Here is a 24,512-nt window from a genome sequence, read left to right on the forward strand (position 1 = left end):
TATTATACCTTGTTGGCTTTTGAATAATCTCTATCCTTAAACATCTCGGCTAGTCCCGAAAGTTGCTTATATCGCAGAAGTTCATCGGCGTCCATACCGATTTCTTTCATTATCCACGCGTCACTCATGCCAGCCTTTTTCAATTCTCCGACAATGTTCATCATTAACTCAACGGAATGCTGCCCACGTGCACGGTTGTGTCGGATAGTGGATGCCATACGATTGCTCACGTCCTTGTCAATCACAACGACTGGCAACTTTCCGCCCTCTCGTTCGTAGATGTCCTTGTGCCTAAGCATCACCGTATAGCGATGATACCCGTCCACAATTTCATATTTCCCATTAGGGAGTTTATAACAAACTATAGGCATCGTGTAGCCGTCCTCTTTGATGCTTTCATACAAAAGCCTCATCTCAGGAGGGGCTACCGCATTGGGGTTATAACTATTGGCCTGTATCAATTCAATAGGTACGGCCTGTACATTGTACACTGGCGAGTTCATATTTATAGGTCTTTATATTTTTCTTGTATGGCTTTTCTTCTTTCCATCTCATCCTTTGTAAGCGAAAAGCCCATGTACTTACAAAGGTGGTCGTTCTTTATGATGCAGATGCACATCCTCTTATACGTTGGAATATCCTTGAAGTTTTTACCCTCGTAGTCCTCTTGGTACTCCATGCGGACAGGCTTCTTTGTTGTCTTGTAGTTCGTCGTGTCGCCTACATCAACCTTAACACCAGCAGCGCGAAGTTTTGCAATGGTATTTTCATCAAGACAGCCTCCACGCTCCCTCCAAAACCTTACGCTTGTTGCAAGCTTGTCGAGATAATTCTGCCTTGTCTTTGGCGGCAAGGTGCCAAGTAGGAAATACATGTACTCCTCCCACGTGAAATGGGACGGCTTGGTTATCTTCTTCCAACCCATAGCCGTCGTGCCTCCATACAGTCCTGCAAAGTTAACGCCATTGACACGCCCGACGAGCTTGCCCCATGTATCAGGTTCAATAACCTGATACAAACGTAACGCCTCAACGCCCTCACTAATGAAAGGGGAGGCAACACGTTGTTTATGCAGTGGTACGCCCGCATAGTAGAATAAGTCATATAGGCGGTTGTAGTCCCACATGTTCTTAGCGTTGGCCGTCCATACGTCCTCGGTCGTCCAGTCGTGTATGGGATATGCCGTAATGCAATTGTTGGCCGTATTCGACCATTCATGCCCGTTCCATGTCTTATAATTCCTGTCGCTATGTACAGCACGCCATCTGTTAAGGCTTTCGTCCGTGCGAATGCCTAAAAGGCAGCAGACACTTTCATGCTGTTCTGCCAACCAATCGCCAAAGGCGTCTTGAAAGGCATAATCCCACATTCGCTTTTGGAAAAAAGGGAAATCCGCGGCCGTCATTGCCTTTGGCGGCATATCCTTTACCCACAAATCGCGCTTCTCGGGGTCGTAGGGGCGCCAAAACGATTGAAACATACTCGTGCAGGTTGTAACTTTGAAAGGCACGCAGACGTGATAAATGTCTGCAATATCAGCAAAGCGTCCAAGAGTGCGCGTAACATAATCCGTCGTCATAGTGTACTGCGCCTCATAATCCATGTGGAAAATGCCGAAACGCATACCGCGTTCCTTTGCAACCTTAGCGCACAGTTCCAGCAATACGCCACTATCCTTACCGCCACTAAACGACACATAGACATACTTGAAATTATCAAATATGATGTTTATTCTTTTCTGTGCTGCTTCAAATACATTCATACCATCATAATGTCATAATCCGATGTCTTGTCCACATAGTACTTCCCCTCGGCAGTATAACAACACACGCGCTTGTTATCGATAAGTGCCACAATAGGAAAGACGCGGCTATCCCTGTCAAAAGCCAATATTCTTATTGGCTTGCCGTCTTTGGTGCAGGTCTCTGCACCCATTTTCGCCTCTTTTAGATTGAATTTTTTCATAGGTCTTCCTTTATTTCTTCCTTTGTTTTCCTTTTGAAATACTCTGTCATCGAAATTTTCTTTTCAATGTTTCGGTCTATTAGCATTTCCAATCCGACATTTCCTGTTAAGTCGTAATACAGACAGTCGAAAGTCTGCCCCGTACGATATGTACGCCTCGACGACTGCACCCGTAAGGCGTAGTCCCATATCTTGTCGAAATATACCGTATAGCGGTATTTTTGTAAGTTGAGGCCAAACGCCTCCTTTTGATATGAAAGTACCTTGGACTTGCGGTATCTGTTTTCACATTCATGCCTGCTGTCAACATACTTACAGAAGATAATTGTCTCCTCTTGTGGTATCGTGCTAAAAAGCACATCCAGCTTGTTGAACTTATCTTGTGTACAGCAATACGCATGTTGCATTTTCTGCGTCATTTCAAGGAATATATTGTTGTTACGAAATTCAAGTGTTTCATCGTCAAGAAACTTTTCTTTTATTTCATCATACAGCTCTTTCTCCCTTTCGCCAACCGTGTATCTAATAACTTGATATTGCTGGGCAACATTAAGCTTCAAGTCGCATCGGTAGACGTAATGACCAATTAACGAGTATAGGTAGTCGATATTTTCATACCCATTAATAAACTCACGAGTTATCCGTTTCCTACCTTGTGTCTTCGTTATTGTGGTATAATCACAAAACGTATTCTTGAATGTACAGAAGTCCATATTTAAGATGCGCGGATGAAGGAACTCCATTTGCGCCCACAGGTCTAGCAAATTCCTGCTCAATGGTGTCCCATTCAATATCAACTTGAACTCGACCATTTTTGACAACACGAGCAACCTCTTGGTTCTCTTTGCCTCCATATTCTTAATTTTCAGGCTCTCATCCACCACCACAAAGACACTTCTGTTATTTTCAAGCAAGTTGACAACCTGCATGTATATCCTGTCCGATTGTCCGATACTCTCTATCCCGAAATAGTGCTCTGAACACCCCAATCCGCCCCACCTGCCTATTTCATCCTTTAAGTTTGGGATAGTCCGCAGTGGCGCAATCCACACTACCATATCGCATGACGAGCATTTAATAATCTCCATGGCGACACGGGTCTTGCCCGTGCCTGCATCCATGAAGATTGCTCCGACTTTCCAATCCATCAGGTGTTTTAAGCATTCCGATTGGTTGGACATTAGGCCGTCTTTCATTTAGCCAAGTCGGTTATGGTATTGTTTTCCAATGGTTTAATTTCCTTTGGTTTGTGATGTTCAACCTTATATGTCGGTAACATCTTTCCATCTTCACCAAACCAGCGCTGTTTTTTATCGCTATATTGTATCTTCTTCTTAGGCAGTATCCATGCAGAAATCCAAAAAGCCTCACTTTTTTCGACATCGAAATCTTGTCCAAAGACGCACGATTTCGGAATAATGTCTTCTCTTCCGTCGAAAGACCGAGCGCGGTATGCTTTTTCGGAAATCGTTGTCAGGCTTTCAAGCCTAACCGAGTAACAAAGTGTCTTTCCCATTCTCTTATGCCGCTTATAGGTTGCCGCCCTGTTCTAAATGGTTATTGTTTTAAATGACACTGCAAAGATACAAATAAAACCAGATAGTACCAAATATTACACCGTTATTTTTCTTAAGAGATGGTTATTTTAACGTTTGTTTGTCTTGCCTGATAATATTCGGGATGTTTGAGACCGCCTTTTGCTTGTTTTTGTCCAGCACCTTAGCGTATATCTGTGTCGTGGACAATTCCCGATGGCCAAGTAGTTTTGACACCGTGTATATATCCGTGCCGAGGTCTAACATCATCACGGCGAACGTATGGCGCGCGCAATGGAACGTTATCTTTTTATTGATGCCAGCACGCAGCACCCACTCGCGGATAGCTGTATTCGTACAAGTAGGAGAGTGTATTTCGTCAAAAACATGTTCTTCGGGTCGCCCACGCCTCCCCATCAGTTCGGCTGCCTGTCCTGTAATGTCCAAGTACTCTTGTCCGTTCGTCTTCTTCTGCTTGAAAATAATGCGCGTATATTCACCCTGTTGAAATACCTCGCTCCACGTCATACGTATAATGTCGCTTCTGCGTAGGCCTGTCAAGCATGAGAATAGAAATGCACGCTTGATGTTAGGATATTCGCAATCAGTCTGAGCAAGCTTCCGTACCTCTTCAAGCGTCAGATACATGCGCATTCCGTCTTCTGGCTTGAAGCTTTCAACGCCCCGCATCGGATTGTAGGGAATAACTCGCTCTTCAAAGGCTTGGTTAAGGCATGCGCGCAACTTATTGAAATAGGACAGCTTTGAATTTCGTGCCAATGGCTTGTCCTTTATCCGCTTGCGGTAATCGTTACCCCATGCTACCGCGTCATGTTCAAGGTAGTCTTTAAATCCCTGCACCCATTCGGGCGTTATTTGGGCAAACGTTATTCTCTCGTTCGGCTCATATTTCAGCATGTGTCGTAGGCATGAATACCAGTTGCCCCAATTTCCCCTGCTTTCTTCGTTGCCACGCCGCTTCGCACACATGGCGCGGTAATAGTCATAGAACAGGACTTCGGCGTTGTAGTGGTCGTTAAAGTCGTATTCTCCATTTTGTAGGGCAACAATGCGCTTTGACTTGATGGAATTAGCCAATTGCAGCGTCTGTCTATTCGTCTCCTTGTCTGCCTTGCTCCTTTCAGGAATTAGGTACATTTTCAAGAATTCATATTCGCGCTTACCATTTCTGTAAATGTCTAGATACAGGCTGATGCTGCCGTTAGCCAATTTCTTCTGCCGCAGCCTTATCGGTTCTTTTATTCCTTTCATAACTTGGTTTATTTGCGTTTAATATGTGACTTTGTTACCGACTTTTAAAGGAAGTAACAAACTGGCAACACAAATATAGCATATTGATGGCATACATATAGCATGATGGCGATATATTTTATTTTTCTTAACCATCATAAAATCCCCTCATAATAGGCTACTGGCGTGCGCTAGGCAGCTAATGACGTGCGTTTTGTTTTTAAATAAAAAGTAGCTTTACTTTCCGATGCAAAAGTGCTTAAATATGTTTCCAAGTACCTCATTAGAGGTGATGCCGCCCCCTGTGATTTCAGCTAAGAAGTGCAGGCATTGGCGTAGGTCTTCAGAAAGAAGGTCGCCACTGAGGTCGAGAGCGATGCCGTCGAGAACGCGTTGGATGCTTGCGAGGGCGTGGGTTAGGGCCTCGTAGTGGCGCACGTTGGTAACAACAACGTCGTTTTCGTGTATTTCGGGGATATTGGCCGCGTTGTAAATGCTGGTTTCTAAGGTTTCGATGTTGGTGTTGAACTTGGCCGAAACAGATACGAATGTGGGCTGTTCGGTCCACGAGAAAGTGGGGAAGACGAACGATTGCTCATCGGTTTTGTTTGAAACCACGATGAGGCGTTTGCCACGCGTGTGCGCATCCATCTCTTCTATCTCGCTTAGCGAGGGTGCTTTGTCTATCACCCATAACACGACAGCAGCTTCTGTGAGCTTTTGGTAAGTGCGTTCTATGCCCAGCGACTCAATCTCGTCGCTTGTCTTTCTTATTCCAGCCGTGTCGATGAAGCGGAAGTTGATGCCATTAATCTGTATCGTATCTTCAATCACGTCGCGCGTAGTGCCATGAATGTCGCTAACGATGGCGCGCTCTTCTTTTAGCAATCGGTTAAGCAAAGTGCTTTTCCCAACATTGGTTTTACCCACGATGGCCACCGATATGCCTGCCTTTATTGCCCTCCCGGTTTCGAACGAGGTGGCGAGTGATGCTATTTTCGTACGAATTTCTTCGGCTAAGGCTTGCAATTCTTGACGGTCGGCAAAGGTCACATCTTGGTCGCTGAAGTCTAGTTCCAGTTCTATTAGCGACGTGATATGCAGCAACTTATCCCTTAGAGTAGACAGTTCGCCCGAGAAATGACCACGAAGCTGTCCCAAAGCCAATTGCGCACTGGCCCTATTGGTGGCTGCGATGAGGTCGGCCACTGCTTCGGCTTGGCTCAAATCCATCTTTCCGTTAAGGAAAGCACGCAGTGTAAACTCTCCTGGTTGCGCTTGTCGGCATCCCAACCTCACCAAAAGCTTCAGAACTTCGTTTAGTATATAAGTAGAGCCATGGCACGAAATCTCCACCGAGTTTTCGCCCGTGTACGAGTGCGGAGCGTGAAAACACGTAACCAGCACTTCGTCAATGGGGTGCGCCCTTTCGTCAACGATATGTCCGTATTGCACCGTCTGCGCAGGGAGAGTATGCAAACTTTTACCTTTGGGAGCTTTAAAGGCATGGTCTACGATGTCAATGGCATCGCTGCCCGATACGCGAATCACTCCTAAAGCCCCTCCAGCAGAAGTGGCCAAGGCACAAATGGTTTGACGGTCGTTTAATAGGGCTTGCATCTCTTTAAATCCTTTCGAGCACCAGTTTTATTAGTTCGTCTATCGAGTTCTTGTAATTGGCATTCACGTTTTTGGCTCGTCTGTTGGCAATCACCATGCAACAGGTTACGGCTTTATGACCCATCAGACGGGCAAGACCTGCCAATGCGCTGCTTTCCATCTCAAAATTGGTGATACGATGGCCGTTATATTCAAAACTTTCAACCTTTTCGTTTTGCTTAGGATCAGCCAATGGTATGCGCAATTCTCGGCCTTGTGGACCGAAAAAGCCACCGCAGGCGATAGTTACGCCCCGCACCATCTCGTCTCCAGCTATGCGCTCGAGTGTCTCTTTGTCAGCATCGATAACGTAGGGAGCGCATAATTGCGGATTCCATTGCATGTGTTGCTTGAAGGCTTCTTCGAAAGGTAGGTCGCAAACATCGTTACGCCCGCTGTAGAAGTTCAGCAAACCATCAAAACCAATGCTCTTTTCGCTAGCGATGAACGTTCCCACGGGTGTGTATTCTTGCAGTCCACCACAGGTGCCAATCCTCACTAAGGTGAGTTTTCTCAACTGTTCTTTTTCCGTTCGGGTTGTAAAGTCGATGTTGGCGAGTGCATCTAGTTCGTTAAGAACAATGTCAATGTTATCGCATCCAATACCCGTGCTCACCACAGAGATACGCTTCCCGCGATAGGTTCCTGTGATGGTATGGAATTCGCGACTCTCAATGTCGCACTCTTGGTTATCAAAATGCGAGGCAACAAGCGACACCCTTCCAGGGTCGCCCACTAATATAACCTTGTCGGCTAGTTGTTCCGGCTTTACGTGAAGATGGAAAATGCTTCCGTCTCTGTTGATAATGAGTTCAGACTCGGCAAAGAATTTAGGCATAATATTGAATTAATTAAAGGTGTGAATGCGGTTGTAAGTTCATGAGCTTATGAGTTCGTGAGTTTATGAGTTCATAAGTTTGTGAGTTTATGAGTACGTAAGTTCATGAGTTTATGAGTACGTAAGTTCGTGAACTTATGAGTACGTAAGTTTTTGAGCTCATGAATTTGTAGGCTCATAATTTTCTAAGTTCATGCAAAACCTCGCTATATGCGTGGTTCTACTTGTTCTCGCTGTTTCTGATAGCCTTCTCCGTAGCGTGTACTTTGGCGTTTAGTTGCTCCACGGTTTTCTCTAAAGCCCTGATGGCTTCGGCCTCTTTGTAGCGTCCCTTGTGGTATGAGGCGCGTTTTTCTTCAAGCGTTTCTATGGCTTTGGCCTGTCTTTTATACAGCTCGGTGAGTTCCATATACAGTTCCTTACCTTGCTTTGTTTTGAAGTCGGATAGGGAAGTGTACACTTTCGCGTCGTTGATGGGGAAGCGGAAAGCTGATGTTTTTGCTGTTTTCGCACTGCGTGCCTTAAGTGCTTCGATACTTTTCAAGGCACTAGCCCTATTTCCAAATGTCCATGTTTGGGCAATATTGGTCAGTTTGGCGTACGATTCCAATTGCTGTTGGCTCACTTCGCCCTCTTTGAACGACATGCGTTGCGCAGTGGGCACAAATGTGTAGATGCACACTTTGCCTTCGGGTTGAAACCTGTCACTTACTAACCAGCCCAGGTTGTCCATCTCGTCGATAGCCAACAGATAATCGTTGGCGGTAGAGTTAAATGGCATTCCGTAGTTTTCGGGTTGAAAAAACTTACCCGTTTCTCCGTCTTTGCGTGTCATAAAGAGGTCGTAGCCCCCCAAACTGTTAGCTCCTTTGGCTGAGAAAAACAAGGTTATGCCGTCGGCCATGAGGAAAGGGTAGTTTTGTTGTTCAAATTCGTCGCCAATTTCGCTAAGTCTTTGCGGCTCGCTCCACTCCGTACCGATGCGGTCGGATGTGTAAATGCCCGTCCTGCGTGTTGAGTCGCCTTCCGAATAATAGATGGTGTTCTTAAATTCGTTCTCGTAAACGGCTCCGTCTAGGCACTTGTGTACCTTGAAGAACGCAGGGTACGATGTTAATGTTCCTGCCTCTGGGTTCAGCGGAATGCTTGAAAGGAAAAGCGATTTTTCCACAACAACGCTGTCTATGAACATCACCTTGGCCGTTGCTCCCAGCATATTGCGATACAGCAATTCAGCCGCGCTGAGTTGCACAGGCTGTGGTTTGGGCTTAGGTGCAGTCTTCACCTTCTTCCTTTGGGCGTAACTGGCGGTGCACAAACAAGCCATCATGAGCATGAACGCAAAATATCTTTTCTTCATTTTCGTCTAGATTATACCGCAAAGTTAAGCATTTTATACAAGTTAACGTAACGATTGACAGTATTTATCTTGATTTTTGGTTTGCTTTCCATATAAGATGTGGTCATACGAAGATTTTGTTTGTATCAGTACAAACGGTTTGTAGCCCCACTACAAAAGGCTTGTAGTCACGCTACAAAAGGCTTGTAGTGTCAGTACAGAAGGCTTGTAGTCACACTACAAAAGGTTTGTAGTGGCAGTACAAAGGCCTCTGTACGCTTCCATGAACGATAAAACGGGATGCTATAGGTTTTGATGAAAGCGTATTTTGTTGGTAATCAGTATATTTGCGATTATGAAACTAGACGTTGTCGTGCCTTGAATATGAAGCGCGATAACCTAGCTTTAATGAATATGGAGTGGGGTAGAGGCAGGTTGTGTTACGAATAAAACTTCAGTAGAAGAAGGAAATGGGTGAACGCAATGTTGCCTTTTCGGAAACAAATTGTCCGAAAAGGCAACATAAGCAAGGGGGTTATGCAGTCGTTAAAACGCTGCGTTGTATCGAAACTAAGGGGTTGCTGCGCAGGCTTAGTTAGCGGGCTGCAACTCTTCAGACAGTTGTTTGTGCATGCTGGCGGCAGCTTTTCTACCATCGCCCATGGCTAAGATAACCGTTGCACCACCGCGAACGATGTCACCTCCTGCGTATATTTCGGGGCGACTAGATTGCATGCCTTCGTTCACTGCAATGGTATTTTTGCGTCCTAGTTCAAGTCCGCGAATGGAATTGGGCACAAGCGGGTTGGGCGAAACGCCCACAGCAACAATCACTTGGTCAACATCAAGCGTCTTCGTAACGCCTTCGATGGGCTGCGGACTACGTCTTCCGCTAGCGTCGGGTTCGCCTAGCTCCATCACTTGCAGCACTGCGGCTTTCACTGCACCTTGTTCGTCGGCTAGATATTCAAGCGGATTGTGCAGCGTTAGGAAGTCGATGCCCTCTTCTTTGGCGTGTTTCACCTCTTCAAGTCGGGCTGGCATCTCCGCTTCCGAACGCCTATAAACCAGTGTAACCTCTGCTCCAAGGCGCTTGGCTGTGCGACATGAGTCCATGGCAGTGTTACCACCGCCCACAACCATTACGCGTTTGCCTAGATTTATGGGTGTATCGGTGTTGGGATTTGCAGCGTCCATGAGGTTAACACGCGTAAGATATTCGTTAGACGACATGATATTGATGGCGTTTTCGCCAGGTATGCCCATGAAATTAGGTAATCCAGCACCCGAACCAACAAAGATACCCTTGTATCCTTGCTCTTCCAAGTCGTCTACGGAGATGGTCTTTCCAACAATGCAGTCGGTGATAAACTTCACCCCCATCTTTTTAAGGTTGTCTATTTCCACGTCTACAATCTTGTTGGGAAGCCTAAACTCGGGTATGCCATATTTCAAAACGCCACCTATTTCGTGCAAGGCTTCGAACACGGTAACGTCATAACCGTACTTAGCCATATCGCCCGCGAAACTCAAACCAGCAGGTCCTGAACCCACGACAGCTATCTTTATGCCGTTGGCAGGTGCCAATTCGGGTACGGAGATGTTGCCGCTTTCGCGTTCGTAGTCGGCTGCAAAGCGTTCCAAATAGCCTATAGCCACTGCTGGTTCGTTCATCTTGAGGTGTACACAACGGCTTTCGCACTGCTTTTCTTGCGGACAGACACGACCGCAAACGGCAGGTAAGGCCGACGTATCTTTAAGTACCTTGGCTGCTGCAAGGAACTGGCCACGCTCAATGTTTTTGATAAACGAGGGTATATTGATGCTAACGGGACAGCCTTCCATGCATGTGGGCTTGGCGCAGTCTAAACAACGCTTGGCTTCCACTAAGGCCAGCTCTTTCGTTAGTCCCTTATTCACCTCCTCAATACGCGAAGTAGCACGATAAACGGGGTCTAGTTCGGGCATTTCCACGCGGTGAATGCCCGTTCGTTCTTTGGGTTTCATGCTTGCCCGCAACTCTTTTCGCCATTCGGCATTGCGGTCTGTCAGCACGTCTATTCCCTCTGTGGTAGGCTCTACGTCCATGGTGATGTCCGAAGCGACTTGAGTAGCTCGCTCTTCTACCTGTTCGATGTGTTTGTTATAACGTTGCAACTCATCGCTCTCGGCCTTCTTGAACGTGCCCATACGTTTGAACATCTCGTCCCAATCAACCAAAGCGCCATCAAATTCAGGGCCATCTATACAAACAAACTTGGTCTTTCCGCCAATGGTGAGTCTGCATGCGCCACACATTCCCGTACCGTCTACCATGATGGTGTTAAGCGAAACGTCGGTGGGAATGTTGTATTTCTGGGTGAGTAGGCAGCAAAACTTCATCATGATGGCAGGTCCGATGGCGAAGGCACGGTCTATATGCTCGGCATTAATGAACTTTTCCATGCCCACGGTTACAACGCCTTGCTCGCCATAAGATCCATCATCGGTCATGATAATCACTTCGTCAGAGCTCTGCCTCACTTCGTCTTCTAATATAATAAGGTCTTTCGAACGTCCTGCCAATACGGATAGTACACGGTTTCCAGCTGCTTTTAGCGCACGAATGATGGGCAACATGGGTGCCACACCCACGCCACCGCCTGCGCAGATAACCGTTCCGAAGTTCTCGATATGCGTAGGATTGCCCAACGGACCAACCACATCGGTGACGTATTCTCCCTCGTTGAGGTTGCATAGCTTAATAGACGAGAGGCCAACCTTTTGCACCACGAGTGTGATTGTGCCTTTCGTCGTGTCGGCATCGGCAATGGTGAGCGGCATACGCTCGCCTTTGTCGCCTACTCTTACGATAACAAAGTTTCCGGCCTTTCTACTTTTGGCAATCAGTGGAGCCTCAATATCGAAGCGATATACCTTTTCGGAGAACTGTTCTTTTCTAATAATCTTATTCATGGCCTTGCAAATGATGTTGATTGTTTATGTTAAATATACAAGTCGCAGGTTGTGTTTTGGTTTGAAACCCCGATGCGGTGCCCTCCTTATTAATAAGGCGAGCACCGCCCAGAGTGTTTCTAATGTTTTTGTTTTTGCGCTTTGGGGCGCCTTTGTGATAGTGTCTTGTTGCGTTCAAACCCATCGTTGGCCATGCTAATGGCCATGGGCAAGGCAACTAGAAGTTCTTGTCGTCGAGCATTTCGAACCCACAATAGGGTACTAACACCTTCGGAACGCGGATACCTTCGGGTGTTTGGTTGTTCTCGATGATGGCTGCCACGATACGCGGAAGGGCAAGTGCCGATCCGTTGAGCGTGTGGCAAAGTTCAATCTTCTTGTCTTCGGTGTGTCTATACCTACATTTCAGGCGGTTGGCTTGATAGCTTTCGAAGTTAGATACCGACGAAACCTCCAACCAACGCTTCTGTGCTGCGCTCCAAACTTCGAAGTCGTAGCAGATAGAAGCGGTGAAACTCATGTCACCACCACACAATAGCAGGATGTGATAGGGTAGTTCTAGCTTTTGAAGCAGTCCCTCAACATGTTCCAACATCTTCTTGTGCGACTCGTGCGAGTGCTCAGGTTTGTCGATGCGTACAATCTCCACCTTGTCGAATTGGTGCAGTCTGTTCAATCCGCGCACATCTTTTCCATACGAACCAGCCTCTCTGCGGAAGCATGCCGAATAGGCACAACGCATCACGGGGAGGTCTTTCTCGTCGAGAATAACATCGCGGAAGATGTTGGTAACAGGCACTTCGGCCGTGGGGATGAGGTAAAGGTCGTCTTGTTCGGCGTGATACATCTGCCCCTCTTTATCGGGAAGCTGTCCCGTTCCGTAACCCGATGCTTGGTTAACCACCAATGGCGGTTGCACTTCGAGGTATCCGCTTTTGCGCGCTTCTTCAAGAAAGAAAGCCTCTAAGGCACGTTGCAAGCGGGCCATCTTACCTATATATATAGGGAAACCTGCGCCAGTGATCTTAACACCAAGGTCGAAGTCGATGAGATTATATTTCTTACAGAGGTCCCAATGGCATAAAGCATCTTCGGGAAGTTGCGGAATAACGCCGCCTTCTTTCACCACCACGTTGTCGTTAGCGTCTTTTCCTTCGGGCACATTGTCGGCCGGTATGTTGGGAATGTTACACAACAAGGCCGTCAATTCTTGTTCGGCTTCGGCCATGAGCGTTTGCAACTGTTTGTCGTTCTCCTTATATACGGCAACCTTAGCCTTCACTTCTTCGGCTTCTTGTGTCTTGCCGTCTTTCATCAGCATGCCAATTTGTTTCGACATGCTATTTGCTTCTTGTTTGTTTTTGTCCAACTTCTGTTGAGCTTCGCGCCTGCGCTTGTCGGTTTCAAGCACCTTTTCGACAGCTTCTCTTGCTCCCTTAAAGTGTTTTTTCTCTAAACCCTTAATCACACGTTCAGTTTCCTCACTGATGAGTTTAAGTGTAAGCATTCTTTCTTGTTTTGTATTTAACGTTATAAATTGCTCGCAAATATACTAATTTATTTGTTTCCTGCAAAAAAAAGCGGATATTCTGTCGTCGATAAGTTGATGTTTTTGCTTGATTTCGCTGTGTGTGGTAGCTGTTGCTGGATTACATTTTGATGGCTATTGTGCGCATATCGTTGTCATGTTGGTGGGTAGATTATGGTATAGGTTTCAAATGATACGGTGATTTTACAATTTTAATTCGCATCCCTTTTGCAGGTGTTACGCCTTTCATAAGTAGCCACACCATGTCTTATTCACCTTATTTCTTGTTCGTTTATTTGTCTGTTAGCTTGTTAACGCATTGTTACCTATGCATCTACGTTCGTCAACAAATTGCTACAAAAGCGTTCAATAATATGGCTTTTTTATTGAACTGTAACATTTTCTGTCATGCTTTTGCATAAAATCCGCCAAAAAATGGCTATATTTGCAACCTAAAAGGCAGTGGTCCGGCTCTGCCGCTGGCATCTTGATGATGCGAGAGGAAAGTCCGGGCAGCATAGGACATCCCACTTCTGAAAATGGAAGCTGTTGGCGACAACAGGTAAAGGTAGAAGAAAATAACCGCCCCCTCACGCACCTATTTGTAGCGTACGTGTTGGGGTAAGGGTGAGAAGGCGGTGTAAGAGACCACCAACCGATGGGTGATCATCGGGTTGTACCTTCTGGGAGCTGCAAGTTCGCGTATACCATCGTTTGAAGGTTGTCCGCCTGAAACTTGTTTACGATGGAGGGTAGAATGCTTGAGCCATGGGGCGACCTATGGTCTAGATAAATGGCAGGCACTTTTTCGCCTACGAGGCATAGAAGTACAGAACCCGGCTTATAGGGCCACTGCTTTCTTTTTGCTTTTTTCGCTTTTGCTTATGAAGAAGACATTAAACACCATCCGCATGTTTTTCAAGGTAGAGATGTGGCAGATACGGCGCGAAGACGTGTCGCCATTGGTCTATGTATGCCTAATGGTGTTGAAACGTTTAGTAGTTACGGTGAAGTTTTTCACCACCCGAAGCGTCACCGATTTGGCCTCTGCACTCACTTATAGCACAGTTTTGGCCATCGTACCCATCGTGGCCGTGGTGTTCGCCATTGCTCGTGGGTTTGGTTTTTCCAAGTATATCGAGGTGTGGTTTAGGGATGCCTTGTCGAGCCAACCACAAGCGGCAGAAACCATTATCGGGTTTGTCAACTCGTATCTTGTACACACCAAGGGCGGCGTATTTCTTGGAATAGGCCTTATATTCATGCTGTTTACCGTGTTGATGCTTATCAGCAACATCGAGAAAGCCTTCAACAGCATTTGGCAAGTTCAGCATCCGCGTAGTCTTTTCCGTACGATAACCGACTATTTGGCCATGTTCTTCCTTGTTCCCATCGTCATTGTGGTAACGTCGGGTGTTTCAATCGTGATGGCCACCTTTGCACAAGACATTAACGAATACGTGGTATTGGGCCCCATGATGCGACTTGTCATCACCGTTATGCCTTATGTGCTGATGTCGGCAGTATTTGTTTGCCTATTCATCTTTATGCCCAACACCAAGGTGAAATTTTCGGCCGCCTTCTTTCCAGGTATCCTTTCGGGTATCGCCATGCAGATATTGCAGGTGTTTTACATCCATTCGCAAATCTTCCTCTCGTCGTATAATGCCATCTATGGTTCGTTTGCAGCCCTTCCGCTGTTTATGCTGTGGGTTCAGATATCGTGGACTATATGCTTGTTTGGTGCCGAATTGAGCTATACGAGCCAAAATTTGGAAAGCTTCGACTTACTTGGCCAGATGGACGACCTAAGTTATCGTTACCGAATGATGCTTAGTGCGTTGATATTGGGTAAGATATGCAAGCGCTTCGATGAAGGGAAGCCCGCCTACACAGCCGTGGAATTGAAGTTGGAAACCAATATCCCCGTGCGCATTGTGCAACATTTGCTCTTCGATATGCAAAACGCCAACCTCGTTACATACGTGGCTAGTGATGAGAAGGATGCACAGGCTAGGTACCAACCGGCCGTTTCTTTGAAACATCTCACTCTAGGTTATATGATGAGTCGCTTAGAGTCGGCAGGCAAATGGAATCTCGATTTAGATGTGCGTAAGCACCTTAAGACCGAGGAATGGGTTGAATTTTATAAACTTAGGCGCAAATATCTTCGTGAGTTAGACGAAATATCGTTGAGCAAACTTTAAGAGATGTATTGCCGTTTAATCATTAATAGTCAATAGATTATGCATGTAGAACTGATGGATTTCGAACAACGCGTGTCGAGTAAGATGCGTGTGGAGAGTGGCTTTCCGGGTTTTCCCCAACCCGAGCAATATAATCTCACGAAAACCGAAATAGAAGATTACCTGTTAGATAAGCAAGCCATATTAGACAGTGCAGGGTCGCAGCGCACGCAATATACCATCATGGGTATAATGATTGTTTTGCCCGTCGTTGTCTTTTCGGCCTTTCCACAAAAGGATATGCCTGGTGGAAATTGGGCCATCTTTGTGGCCTTAGCCATTGGCCTTTGCTTGGCTGGACTGGTGAAGCTGCTTGTAAAGGCACGCATAAACCATCGGTTGAAGCGTATGGCTGATGAACGCATTGACCGTTATATTGAAGACGTACTGAATTATAAAAGCTGACCGAAAGCAATAATGTGTTTGCCGAGGTGGCTAATATGATAACCAAAACAATTTTTAAATCAAAAGCAATCTCCAACATGGAAAAACAGAAAACAGAATTACCCGACTTTATGGCGTACAAAGATAAGTTTACGCAAAGCGGGTTTATAGAGAAAATATCGAAAATTGCTAAGCGCGCTGGTGCAAAACTGGTGTATGCCGCCCTCATTTTGTATTATACGTTGCAAAGCGACACGGTTTCGCTGAAAGACAAGACAATGATAGTGGCTGCCCTTGGCTATCTTATCAGTCCGCTAGACGTTATCCCCGATGCCATTCCCATCGCTGGTTTGGGCGACGACCTCGGCGTTTTGCTCTACGTTTTGCGTAAAGTGTGGACCGATATACCCGAAGATGTGAAGGCAAAGGCCCACGAAAAACTCTCCAAATGGTTTGATGAGGAAGAGGTAAAAGAGGCCGATACAATTAACATGTAAGTTTTTGAGGGATTAAGGAGTTAGGATGTTTAGAGGTTAAGACTGTTGGTCTTACGTGCCGTTTGGCATGCTTGCCAACTTGTTAACAGGTAAACGCGTCAATAACGATGTTGGGGTAGTATGCTTATTGCTACCCAACGACTTTGTCGAAATAGCTTTTTAAACCAGCGTGTTTTGAACTTACTCGCACACTTTCTCCTTAAAATAGAATGCAGTTAAATACGTTTTGGTAACCAATTGGTATTTAATGGCTTATCAATAGATTAAATAGTGGTTTTTTACCGCTAAGATGTAGCCCTGTTGCATGTAATGTGTAATAGGGTTACATCTTATATGTAACAGGGCTATATTTTATGTGTAATAGCCTTACATCGTAGCTGTAACGGAACGGTATGCTAAAAAAGCTTGTTTTTATGGCTAATCTCTTGGAATGAAATTACATACGTTGTATGTTGAAATAGGTATGAAGAGCAACTTGAGAAGATGAGAAACTATGCCAATTGAGGATAACAAACAATTGTTAATACGTTGAGAGTAGGGAAGGGCGCGTTATGCTAACAGTGGCATAAAGGCTTACCCGAGTTGGGATAAAACACAATCGTAATGCCTTCTGTCGCGTAGAACTAGTTGGCGAGATAGTTATTTCTTTACTAGTCCAATTTTGTTCAGAAGGTATATGGTTTCTTATCCCAAACTCGCCAATTAGCCATTCCGTCGTTCGCATTTTCATAGCTCCGCAAATACGCTTTCATAGCTCTGATGATGCATGATTACATTAACCGCCGTGTTATACATGTTTTGGACGCCTGTTCCATGTTATCTGGAACGCTGTTCCAGTTGAATTGGAACACTGTTCCAACTTATCTGGAACAGGGGTCCAGCTTAGCTGTACCAAAGCGGGAGCTTAAAAAGCCCACTACAAGCGCTTATCAAGTGAGGCGTGAAAGATGGCGTTCTTTTATCCCACGCACATAGAAATGAACTTGCAATAATGCTGCTTAAAGCACGAAAGGCGGTATTTGAGGTGTTCGCTTTATGGTTTGTAGCGTGTCTTTCGCTTACAAATGCAGACGTAAGTAAGCCTACTTTTTCTTTTCAGGCTTAGCTTTTTTCTTCTTTCTACTTGTTATTCCAAACAAGTCTTTCCATCCATTAAAGTCTTTTTTCAGTATCAAACCGATGCCTTGTGTGTTCAAGCTGTTGCGCGTAAAGTAGCGGTCATTGGTTTGGTTGTACATCTTGATGGCCATGCTGCCACTAGGGAAGAGCAGATAGCGGATGTCAAAGTCACCGATAAAGCTCTTGGTGGTATTTACGTTGTCGCGATAACCAAACTGGCCGTTTATCAGCAATCGGTTATTAAGCAATCGTCCGCTAAGCAGTCCCTCATATTCGGCGTTACCCCAGCCGTCGTCGCCCGTGGCAATATTTGCCCCGAAGTTCCAGTTGGTATTATTTACAACTGTTCCAAGTACGTTGTTAAGCTGTTGGCTAAGTGTGCTGCTAAGCAAGCTCTGCATAGCTAACGAAGTCCTACTTTGTGCGTTGGCATTGCCCAAGTCGGCATTGTTACGGCCCTGCGTATAGAAACGCCCAACGGCCAGGAGGTAAAGCACCTGCTGGTTCATCTCCTCTTCGCCATTGATGAGGCTATATATCATTTGTTTGGCATTCGAATTGACAGTGGGTAAGTCGAGATCGAACGACACTTTAGGTGCTGCGGGCGTGCCTGTGATGTTCATCAGGCAGTTTACACGAATGGTATTGTTAGAGAAACTCTTACCGATGTTGAGGTCGGAAAGGCTCACACCGTTGGCCGTATATATGGCTTTCATGTTCAGGCGGGCTGCGTATGGGTCGCCATTGAAGGCAATGGTGCTGCCCTGTTCGAAGGTGAACTCTTTCTTGATGACGTTTTGTATGGTGAGTTTGTACACTCCCCGTTCGATGGCATAGTTGCCAAACATGTCGAAAGAACCTTTATTATAATAGGTGGCCCTTAATACGCCATATCCATTAAGCGAGATATAGTCGCCACTTTGCTTGTCCATGATGAGACGTATGGATGCATCGGGTGTGCAGTTCACCAAGAAATTAAGGTGAATGTCGGTGGGTATGTCTGCCCCATGGTTGCCATTGTGCTGGTGCTCTTCGTCGTTGTCGCTCTGCGCTTGTTGTTCTTCGGCAGTGAGCAAAGCGTTGGAACCCCAATGGATAAATGAATTGTTGTTTACGGATTGTGGACTGGCCACGTTGTAAACGAGCGTAGAATTGCGATAGGGCGTGGCGTCGATGTCGATGTTTACCTCACCGCTTCGGCCTCTGATATTGCAATCTCCCGTTGCAAAGATAGTTCCGTAGAAAGTGTTCTCGCCAAAGCTCTTAGTGTCGTACACCAGCAACTTATTAGCCTTTACGTTCAGGTTGAAGCTCAGGTTGGTAAGGTGGTCGTGCCTTATCTCACCACTCAGCCTACCAACGTTCCCATGTCGGTCGGTAAATCGACAGCTGTTCAGGTCGATTCTATTAGGAACGAAGCGCACGGTGTCGTTCGTCAGTGTGTAAGTGGTGTTCAATGGCGTCATAATCAGGTTGCCATTGGCCACCAATTGCCCCGTAAGATTAATATGGCTCAACGGTCCCGATAGGCGCACTTCACCATTGGCGTAGGCCTTAACGCCATGTAGGAAACTCTTGCAGAATGTCTCCATGAAGGCGATATTGGTGTTGTTGGCCTTGATGGCGAGGTCGATGTTGTTGCGTTTGGGCGAAACATAACCGTTGATAAAGGTGTTGGTGGTTAGTCCATCGTTGGCAATGGCGTCTATTTCTACGTTTCCCTTTTCGTAGTTATACCTTACTCCGGCAACGAGCGTACCCATATCGCCCTGCTCGAAGGTGAAATCGTTCACCCGCAGGTTAGCGTAGGCATCGGGATTGCTGAAAGGCGTTTTCACAATAGCTGTGCCAGTGGCGCGCCCACCAAACTCTACGGCATGGAAGTTAACAAGGTTGAGAATGTAATTAACGTCTACATCCTTGAGGTCTACCATGAGCGAGTCTTGCGCATTGGCCGTAGCCGTACCGTCGATGCCGATAAGCTGCTTGCCGCGTGTAACGGCAAACTTGTCGAATTGCACACGGTTTTTACTGTATGTAACTTGCGACGGCTTTACTTCCCAAATGGCATCGCCCACCGTTATGCCCGAATGAAGGAACGAGGCTTGTGCGGTGGCCTCCCCTTTATCGTTTTTAAAGAATGTGGTATGCCACTTCAGCTCGCCCCTTAATAAAGGCTTGCGTAGGTTATCGAAAGAAACGGTAGACGAAATCTTATTGTCGGCTGCCGTTGCGTGTACGTTACACCAAATCTTCTTGCCGTTTTCGGCCACGTTTGTAGCCTGTGCGGCAAGCTTCAAAGTATCGTTTAGCGTGCTAATGCTTACTACACTGCCTTCGATATGATGACCGTTGTAGGTAAAACTAGGTGCTTTAAGACTGACGCTGAGCGTTTTTTGCGCATCGTTCATGCTTGCGGCGAAGTTTACGGGTTGTTCGATGTTCAGCGGAACATTGAAGATGTGTTGCAACCAGTCGGTGTTGTCGACATTGGCGCTGATGGTAAAGTTGTTGGTTTGTGCGTCGGTAACCTTCGGAAGACCCGGCATAGTGGGCACTTTGCTGCCAATGAGGTTGGTTAGGCTCTGTGTCAGCGTGTTGTAATCGTACTTGCCTGTGAGCAAGATGTTGCCAAAATCGCTATTTACAGCTAGCGAATGTTCTTGGTTGTTGTTGCTTACGTCTATGGATATGGCATCGAGCTTATAGCTTTTCGTGTCGGAAACCATGGCAAAGCGGTCTAACTGCACCCTTCCGTTGGCCGTATTGAGCGAATTACCTTTAATGTCGGCCATCACAGCGAAGCTAAATTGCGTGTTTGGCCATCGGTTAGTGAGGCTCAAAGCCGAGGGATTGAAGTTGGTTACTTCAGCTTTTAGCTTGGCAAAGGGTTGCTTTGAGGAAAGGTTGAACTGTCCTTGTAGGTCGAAATTCACGTTGGGGTCTTTGACATTAAGCTTTCCGTCGAAGGTTCCATTGTTCCATTCGCCGTCAACGACAATGTTCTTATAGCTGTAAGCGTTGTAGAAAAACTCCTTAACGTCGCCTTTCGCCTTAACGTAGACCGAACCTCGGGTGGGCAATTTCCCGTCTACGTTTATTTGTGTAGAAATGTTTCCGAAGCGTTTGTCGGCCAAAATCTTGCCAAGGTCTAAGGCGTTGGTCTCCACTCTGCCAGAGAAGTTGTTGTTATGTTTGCCAAAAGCCACGGTGGCAGTTCCTGCATCGGTGCGTATGATGCCTTTGGTGGCCACATCTTGTCCATATCCGCCAGCCTCACCAATATAGTCGATGTTGCCCAAACGACCGATTATGGGTGGCACTTGGAAATGGTTGGCGAAGTTGTCGGAGAGAAATTGCACGCCTTCGGCACTCACGCGAAGTCGCTTAATGGTGGTGACCCAGCGCAATTTTGAGGTCCAATTGCTGATAGAGCCATTGGCTTGGAGCGAGAATTTATTTTCGCGCGACGAGATTTCAAGGGTTTTCACTCGTACAGAAGTGCTTGTTCCCGATACGTCGGCTTGGAGAAAGAAAGGTTTCGTAGACTTTTTTAGCTCGGGTAAGAAGCATGCAAGGTCGGCCAAGGTTAGTTTAGACCTTTGCAAAGTGCCGTTAAATTGAAGTGAAGGCGATTGAAATTCGGATCCATTGAAGGCGTACGTGGCCTTGATAGGTCCGAAACTGATGCTTGTTGCAGGCAAAATACAGGCTAAATTAAGGAGTTTTGCCTGTCGTCTGTTGGCCGTAAGTTCGCCCGTTAGTGATTTAACGTATAGTCCCGATTGTTCCTTGAACGACAAATCCTTAATGTCGAGGTTCACGCTGTCGTTTGTAAGTGCGTCAAGAGCAATGTGCGCGCTGATATCGGTTGCCAAAATGTGTTTGGCAGAGAATGTGTTCGACTTGGGAACATCGAGCTGATTGTAGCTTACATTTCCCCTTCGGATGATGAGCGTGTTGATTCGTAGGTCGAGTGGAGTGTTAGACGTGTCGTCTTTCGATGCCAGCGAGTCGATTGCGAATTGAAAATTGGTTTGGCTTTGGGCCGTTTTCTTATAGAGATTCGCCTTTAGACCGAATAGTTGAACAGAGGATATATGGATTTTTCCCGCTGCAAGTGCCGCATAATCTAGCTTTGCCGAGAGGCGTGTGGCCTCTAGCATACGCTTGTTTTGCTGGTCGTTGATAACGAGATCGTCGATGATTATTCGGTTGAGAAAGCCCAAATCCACCTTACCCACCGACACTTCGGTGCCCAACTTCTCCGAAAGGGTGTTGCCGATGGTGTTCCCAACAAAAGCCTGAATAAAGGGAACATGCAGCAAAACCACAAAAACGAAGTATAAGCCGACAACGGCCCATAGAATAGTATTTATTATGTGTCGTAACTTTCTCAATTGCTCTGTTTGGTTGGCAAAATTACATCAAAAAAATCTTAATGAGAAATATACCCGCTGTTTTTCTCTTTATTATGTTTTATTTTGATTATATTTGCAACGATATAGCGGAGGGTGGTCCACTTTTCCCCTGTTTCCGAGGTTTGTTCTTGTAACGAACGCCAGTTTGGCAAGCATTCGTCGTTCTTCGTGGGGCGACGCAATGAAACTTTGTCAATGCGAAAAGTCGAACGAGATATTCATCATATAAAAATAGATTTATAGATTTGTCATGGCAAATGTCATTAAGTTAGGTAAAGGCTTAAACATTCACCTGAAAGGAACAGCTGCCGAAACGAAACGTGTTGTGAGTGCATGCACAGAGTATGTTGTGCGTCCCGACACCTTCGAAGGCGTTGTTCCTAAACTTGTTACACACGAAGGAGACCGTGTTGAGGTGGGTGACGCCTTATTTGTAGATAAAAATCGCCCGGAGGTGAGGTTTGCATCGCCAGTGAGTGGAACGGTAAAGGCCGTTGAACGAGGCGAAAGACGTAAGATACTAGGTATTAAGTTGCAGGCCGATGAGGTGCAGGCATTTCACGATTTTGGCAAACGCGATGTGACGTTGCTTTCTGCCGATGAGGTGAGAAACGCTTTGTTGGAAGCAGGTTTGTTTGGTTATGTGTACCAATTGCCCTACGCCGTGTCGGCCGATCCACAAACAACGCCGAAGGCCATCTTTGTTTCCGCGTTGCGCGACATGCCTCTTGCTGGTAATTTCGAATATGAATTGCAGGGTAACGAACGTGATTTTCAAACCGGATTGACGGCCCTTTCGAAGATGGCCAGCACCTATTTGGGAATTGGAAAGAAACAAACGGCAGATGCGTTGGTGAACGCTAAAGACGTGGAAGTGACAGTTTTTGATGGCCCATGTCCAGCAGGAAACGTCGGTGTACAGGTAAACCATATCTCGCCAGTGAATAAGGGCGAAGTGGTTTGGACGGTAGACCCAACGTTTGTGATCTTCTTCGGTAGGCTGTTCAATACAGGTAAGGTGAACCTTCTACGTACCATCGCTCTCGGAGGCAGTGCCATGGCATCGCCCATATACGTTGATGCGCTGATAGGAACACCTTTCTCGGTGGTATTGAAAGACGCTTTGGTGCGCCAAGAAGATGTGCGCCTTATCAACGGCAACCCCCTAACGGGTACGAAATCGTGCTTGGAAGACAGCGTAGGCGTAAGAACATCCGAGATAACTGCTATCCCCGAAGGTGCTGACGCTAATGAAATGTTTGGCTGGATAATGCCACGCACCAACCAATTTTCCACTTCGCGCAGCTATTTCTCGTGGCTCATGGGCAAGAAAGAATACGACTTGGACGCCCGCGTGAAGGGTGGCGAACGCCATATTATTATGAGTGGCGAATACGACAGTGTGTTGCCAATGGACATTTACGGTGAGTTCCTAATCAAAGCCATCATCGCTGGCGACATCGACAAGATGGAGCAGCTGGGCATTTATGAGGTTTCGCCTGAAGATTTCGCACTGGCAGAATTTGTAGACAGCTCTAAACTGGAGCTGCAACGCATCGTTCGCCAAGGGCTGAACATGTTACGTAAAGAAAATGCATAAAGCAGTATGAAAGCATTAAGACAATATTTAGACAAGATAAAGCCGAAATTCGAGCCTGGGGGCAAGCTTCACGCCTTCCAAAGCATCTTCGACGGTTTGGAAACGTTTCTCTATGTGCCGAACACCACCTCGAAAGTGGGAGCGCACATTCACGATTCCATCGACTCGAAACGCATCATGAGTATGGTGGTTATTGCCGCTTTGCCAGCTCTGCTCTTCGGTATGTACAACGTAGGCTACCAAAACTACGCGGCGGCAGGTCATTTGGCAGACGCCAGTTTCTTCGACCTGTTCTTCTACGGTTTCCTCGCCGTGTTGCCAAAGGTGGTTGTTAGCTATGCCGTAGGTTTGGGAATAGAGTTTGCTTGGGCGCAATGGAAGCACGAAGAGATACAAGAAGGCTTCTTGGTGACGGGTATTCTTATCCCGTTGGTTATCCCCGTTAACTGCCCACTTTGGATATTGGTGCTCGCCGTGGCTTTCTCGGTGGTCATTTGCAAAGAGATTTTCGGTGGAACAGGTATGAATATCTTCAACGTAGCCCTTTGTGCGCGTGCGTTCCTCTTCTTCTCTTATCCCTCAAAGATGACTGGCGACACCGTTTGGGTGGCTTCCAGCTCCATCTTGGGCTTTGGCTACGACCTGCCAGATGGTTTTACGGCTGCCACGCCTTTGGGTGAGATAGGTGTCGGAGCAAATGTTCCGTATAGCCTTAGCGACATGATAACGGGCTTTATCCCTGGTAGTATCGGCGAAACAAGCGTGATTGCCATCGGTATAGGTGCCATCATCTTGCTTTGGACAGGCATTGCCAGTTGGCGTACCATGGGAAGCGTGTTTGGTGGAGGCATCTTAATGGCCTTGTTGTTTAAGCATTTGGGCATGACTAGCATCGATTGGTACGAGCATATCGTGTTGGGCGGTTTCTGTTTCGGTGCCGTATTCATGGCCACCGACCCCGTTACGTCGGCCCGAACTCACACCGGACAATGGATTTACGGATTCCTTATCGGAGCAATGGCCCTTATCATCCGTGTGATGAACCCTGGTTATCCCGAAGGAATGATGCTGGCCATATTGTTTGCCAATATGTTTGCGCCCCTCATCGACTATTATGTGGTGCAGGCTAACATAAACAAGCGCATGAAACGTTTAACCAAAAACAATAAATGACA

18 protein-coding genes and 1 other RNA gene are annotated in these 24,512 nt (G+C 46.4%); 7 read left to right on the forward strand and 12 right to left on the reverse strand.

Annotated features, from left to right (window positions below):
* Window positions 1-2 precede the first annotated feature (2 nt).
* The 11 genes from F453_RS0107165 to serS form a co-directional block, all read right to left on the reverse strand.
* Window positions 3-503: an IbrB-like domain-containing protein gene (locus F453_RS0107165; RefSeq protein WP_018967408.1), complete on the reverse strand. Its 501-nt coding sequence runs from the start codon at window positions 501-503 to the stop codon at window positions 3-5.
* Window positions 504-505: 2 nt separating this feature from the next.
* Complete coding sequence (locus tag F453_RS0107170) at window positions 506-1,762, reverse strand: DUF3440 domain-containing protein (protein ID WP_018967409.1); 1,257 nt, start codon at window positions 1,760-1,762, stop codon at window positions 506-508.
* Entirely contained in the window at window positions 1,759-1,965 is a 207-nt protein-coding gene (locus F453_RS0107175) for an HP1-YO09 family phage-derived protein (RefSeq protein WP_018967410.1), read from the reverse strand. The genes F453_RS0107170 and F453_RS0107175 overlap by 4 nt, the downstream gene beginning before the upstream one ends.
* Complete coding sequence (locus F453_RS0107180) at window positions 1,962-3,113, reverse strand: SNF2-related protein (RefSeq protein WP_234398612.1); 1,152 nt, start codon at window positions 3,111-3,113, stop codon at window positions 1,962-1,964. The genes F453_RS0107175 and F453_RS0107180 overlap by 4 nt, the downstream gene beginning before the upstream one ends.
* Window positions 3,114-3,157: 44 nt before the next feature.
* Window positions 3,158-3,481: a hypothetical protein gene (locus tag F453_RS0107185; RefSeq protein WP_018967412.1), complete on the reverse strand. Its 324-nt coding sequence runs from the start codon at window positions 3,479-3,481 to the stop codon at window positions 3,158-3,160.
* Window positions 3,482-3,605: 124 nt separating this feature from the next.
* A complete protein-coding gene (locus F453_RS0107190) occupies window positions 3,606-4,772 on the reverse strand; it encodes a site-specific integrase (protein WP_018967413.1) in 1,167 nt (388 codons plus the stop codon).
* A 216-nt stretch (window positions 4,773-4,988) separates the two neighbouring features.
* Window positions 4,989-6,371 (reverse strand): tRNA uridine-5-carboxymethylaminomethyl(34) synthesis GTPase MnmE, encoded by a 1,383-nt coding sequence (gene mnmE / locus F453_RS0107195; RefSeq protein WP_018967414.1) that lies wholly within the window; start codon window positions 6,369-6,371, stop codon window positions 4,989-4,991.
* A gap of 4 nt (window positions 6,372-6,375) precedes the next feature.
* Window positions 6,376-7,248, reverse strand: a complete 873-nt coding sequence (locus F453_RS0107200; protein WP_018967415.1) for a nucleoside phosphorylase — start codon at window positions 7,246-7,248, stop codon at window positions 6,376-6,378.
* Between the two features lie 220 nt (window positions 7,249-7,468).
* Complete coding sequence (locus F453_RS0107205) at window positions 7,469-8,608, reverse strand: hypothetical protein (RefSeq protein WP_018967416.1); 1,140 nt, start codon at window positions 8,606-8,608, stop codon at window positions 7,469-7,471.
* A gap of 570 nt (window positions 8,609-9,178) precedes the next feature.
* Window positions 9,179-11,542 carry a bifunctional dihydroorotate dehydrogenase B NAD binding subunit/NADPH-dependent glutamate synthase gene (locus F453_RS0107210; protein WP_018967417.1) on the reverse strand — a complete coding sequence of 788 codons (2,364 nt, stop codon included), beginning with the start codon at window positions 11,540-11,542 and terminating at the stop codon, window positions 9,179-9,181.
* 217 nt (window positions 11,543-11,759) lie between these two features.
* Window positions 11,760-13,049, reverse strand: coding sequence for a serine--tRNA ligase (gene serS / locus F453_RS0107220; RefSeq protein WP_018967419.1), 1,290 nt, complete (start codon window positions 13,047-13,049; stop codon window positions 11,760-11,762).
* Between the two features lie 480 nt (window positions 13,050-13,529).
* Between serS and rnpB the strand changes: the two genes are divergently transcribed.
* From rnpB to F453_RS16170, 5 genes are all read left to right on the forward strand, one after another.
* Window positions 13,530-13,930, forward strand: an RNA gene (rnpB, locus tag F453_RS14700) — RNase P RNA component class A.
* A 24-nt stretch (window positions 13,931-13,954) separates the two neighbouring features.
* Window positions 13,955-15,277 carry a YihY/virulence factor BrkB family protein gene (locus F453_RS0107225; protein WP_009235721.1) on the forward strand — a complete coding sequence of 441 codons (1,323 nt, stop codon included), beginning with the start codon at window positions 13,955-13,957 and terminating at the stop codon, window positions 15,275-15,277.
* 39 nt (window positions 15,278-15,316) lie between these two features.
* Complete coding sequence (locus tag F453_RS0107230; RefSeq protein WP_009235720.1) at window positions 15,317-15,721, forward strand: cytochrome C oxidase subunit IV family protein; 405 nt, start codon at window positions 15,317-15,319, stop codon at window positions 15,719-15,721.
* A gap of 77 nt (window positions 15,722-15,798) precedes the next feature.
* Complete coding sequence (locus F453_RS0107235; protein ID WP_025790062.1) at window positions 15,799-16,197, forward strand: YkvA family protein; 399 nt, start codon at window positions 15,799-15,801, stop codon at window positions 16,195-16,197.
* 759 nt (window positions 16,198-16,956) lie between these two features.
* The gene (locus F453_RS16170) at window positions 16,957-17,172 is read left to right on the forward strand and encodes a hypothetical protein (RefSeq protein WP_081619138.1); all 216 of its coding nucleotides are present in this window, start codon (window positions 16,957-16,959) and stop codon (window positions 17,170-17,172) included.
* A 107-nt stretch (window positions 17,173-17,279) separates the two neighbouring features.
* Here the strand turns inward: F453_RS16170 and F453_RS0107240 are convergent, their stop codons facing one another.
* A complete protein-coding gene (locus F453_RS0107240) occupies window positions 17,280-21,716 on the reverse strand; it encodes a translocation/assembly module TamB domain-containing protein (RefSeq protein ID WP_044121759.1) in 4,437 nt (1,478 codons plus the stop codon).
* Window positions 21,717-21,987: 271 nt separating this feature from the next.
* Between F453_RS0107240 and F453_RS0107245 the strand changes: the two genes are divergently transcribed.
* Both F453_RS0107245 and F453_RS0107250 read left to right on the forward strand, forming a co-directional pair.
* The gene (locus tag F453_RS0107245) at window positions 21,988-23,337 is read left to right on the forward strand and encodes a Na(+)-translocating NADH-quinone reductase subunit A (RefSeq protein ID WP_018967423.1); all 1,350 of its coding nucleotides are present in this window, start codon (window positions 21,988-21,990) and stop codon (window positions 23,335-23,337) included.
* Between the two features lie 6 nt (window positions 23,338-23,343).
* Window positions 23,344-24,510, forward strand: coding sequence for an NADH:ubiquinone reductase (Na(+)-transporting) subunit B (locus F453_RS0107250; RefSeq protein WP_018967424.1), 1,167 nt, complete (start codon window positions 23,344-23,346; stop codon window positions 24,508-24,510).
* Window positions 24,511-24,512: the final 2 nt, after the last annotated feature.

It is taken from the genome of Hoylesella loescheii DSM 19665 = JCM 12249 = ATCC 15930 (assembly GCF_000378085.1).
GTDB lineage: Bacteria > Bacteroidota > Bacteroidia > Bacteroidales > Bacteroidaceae > Prevotella > Prevotella loescheii.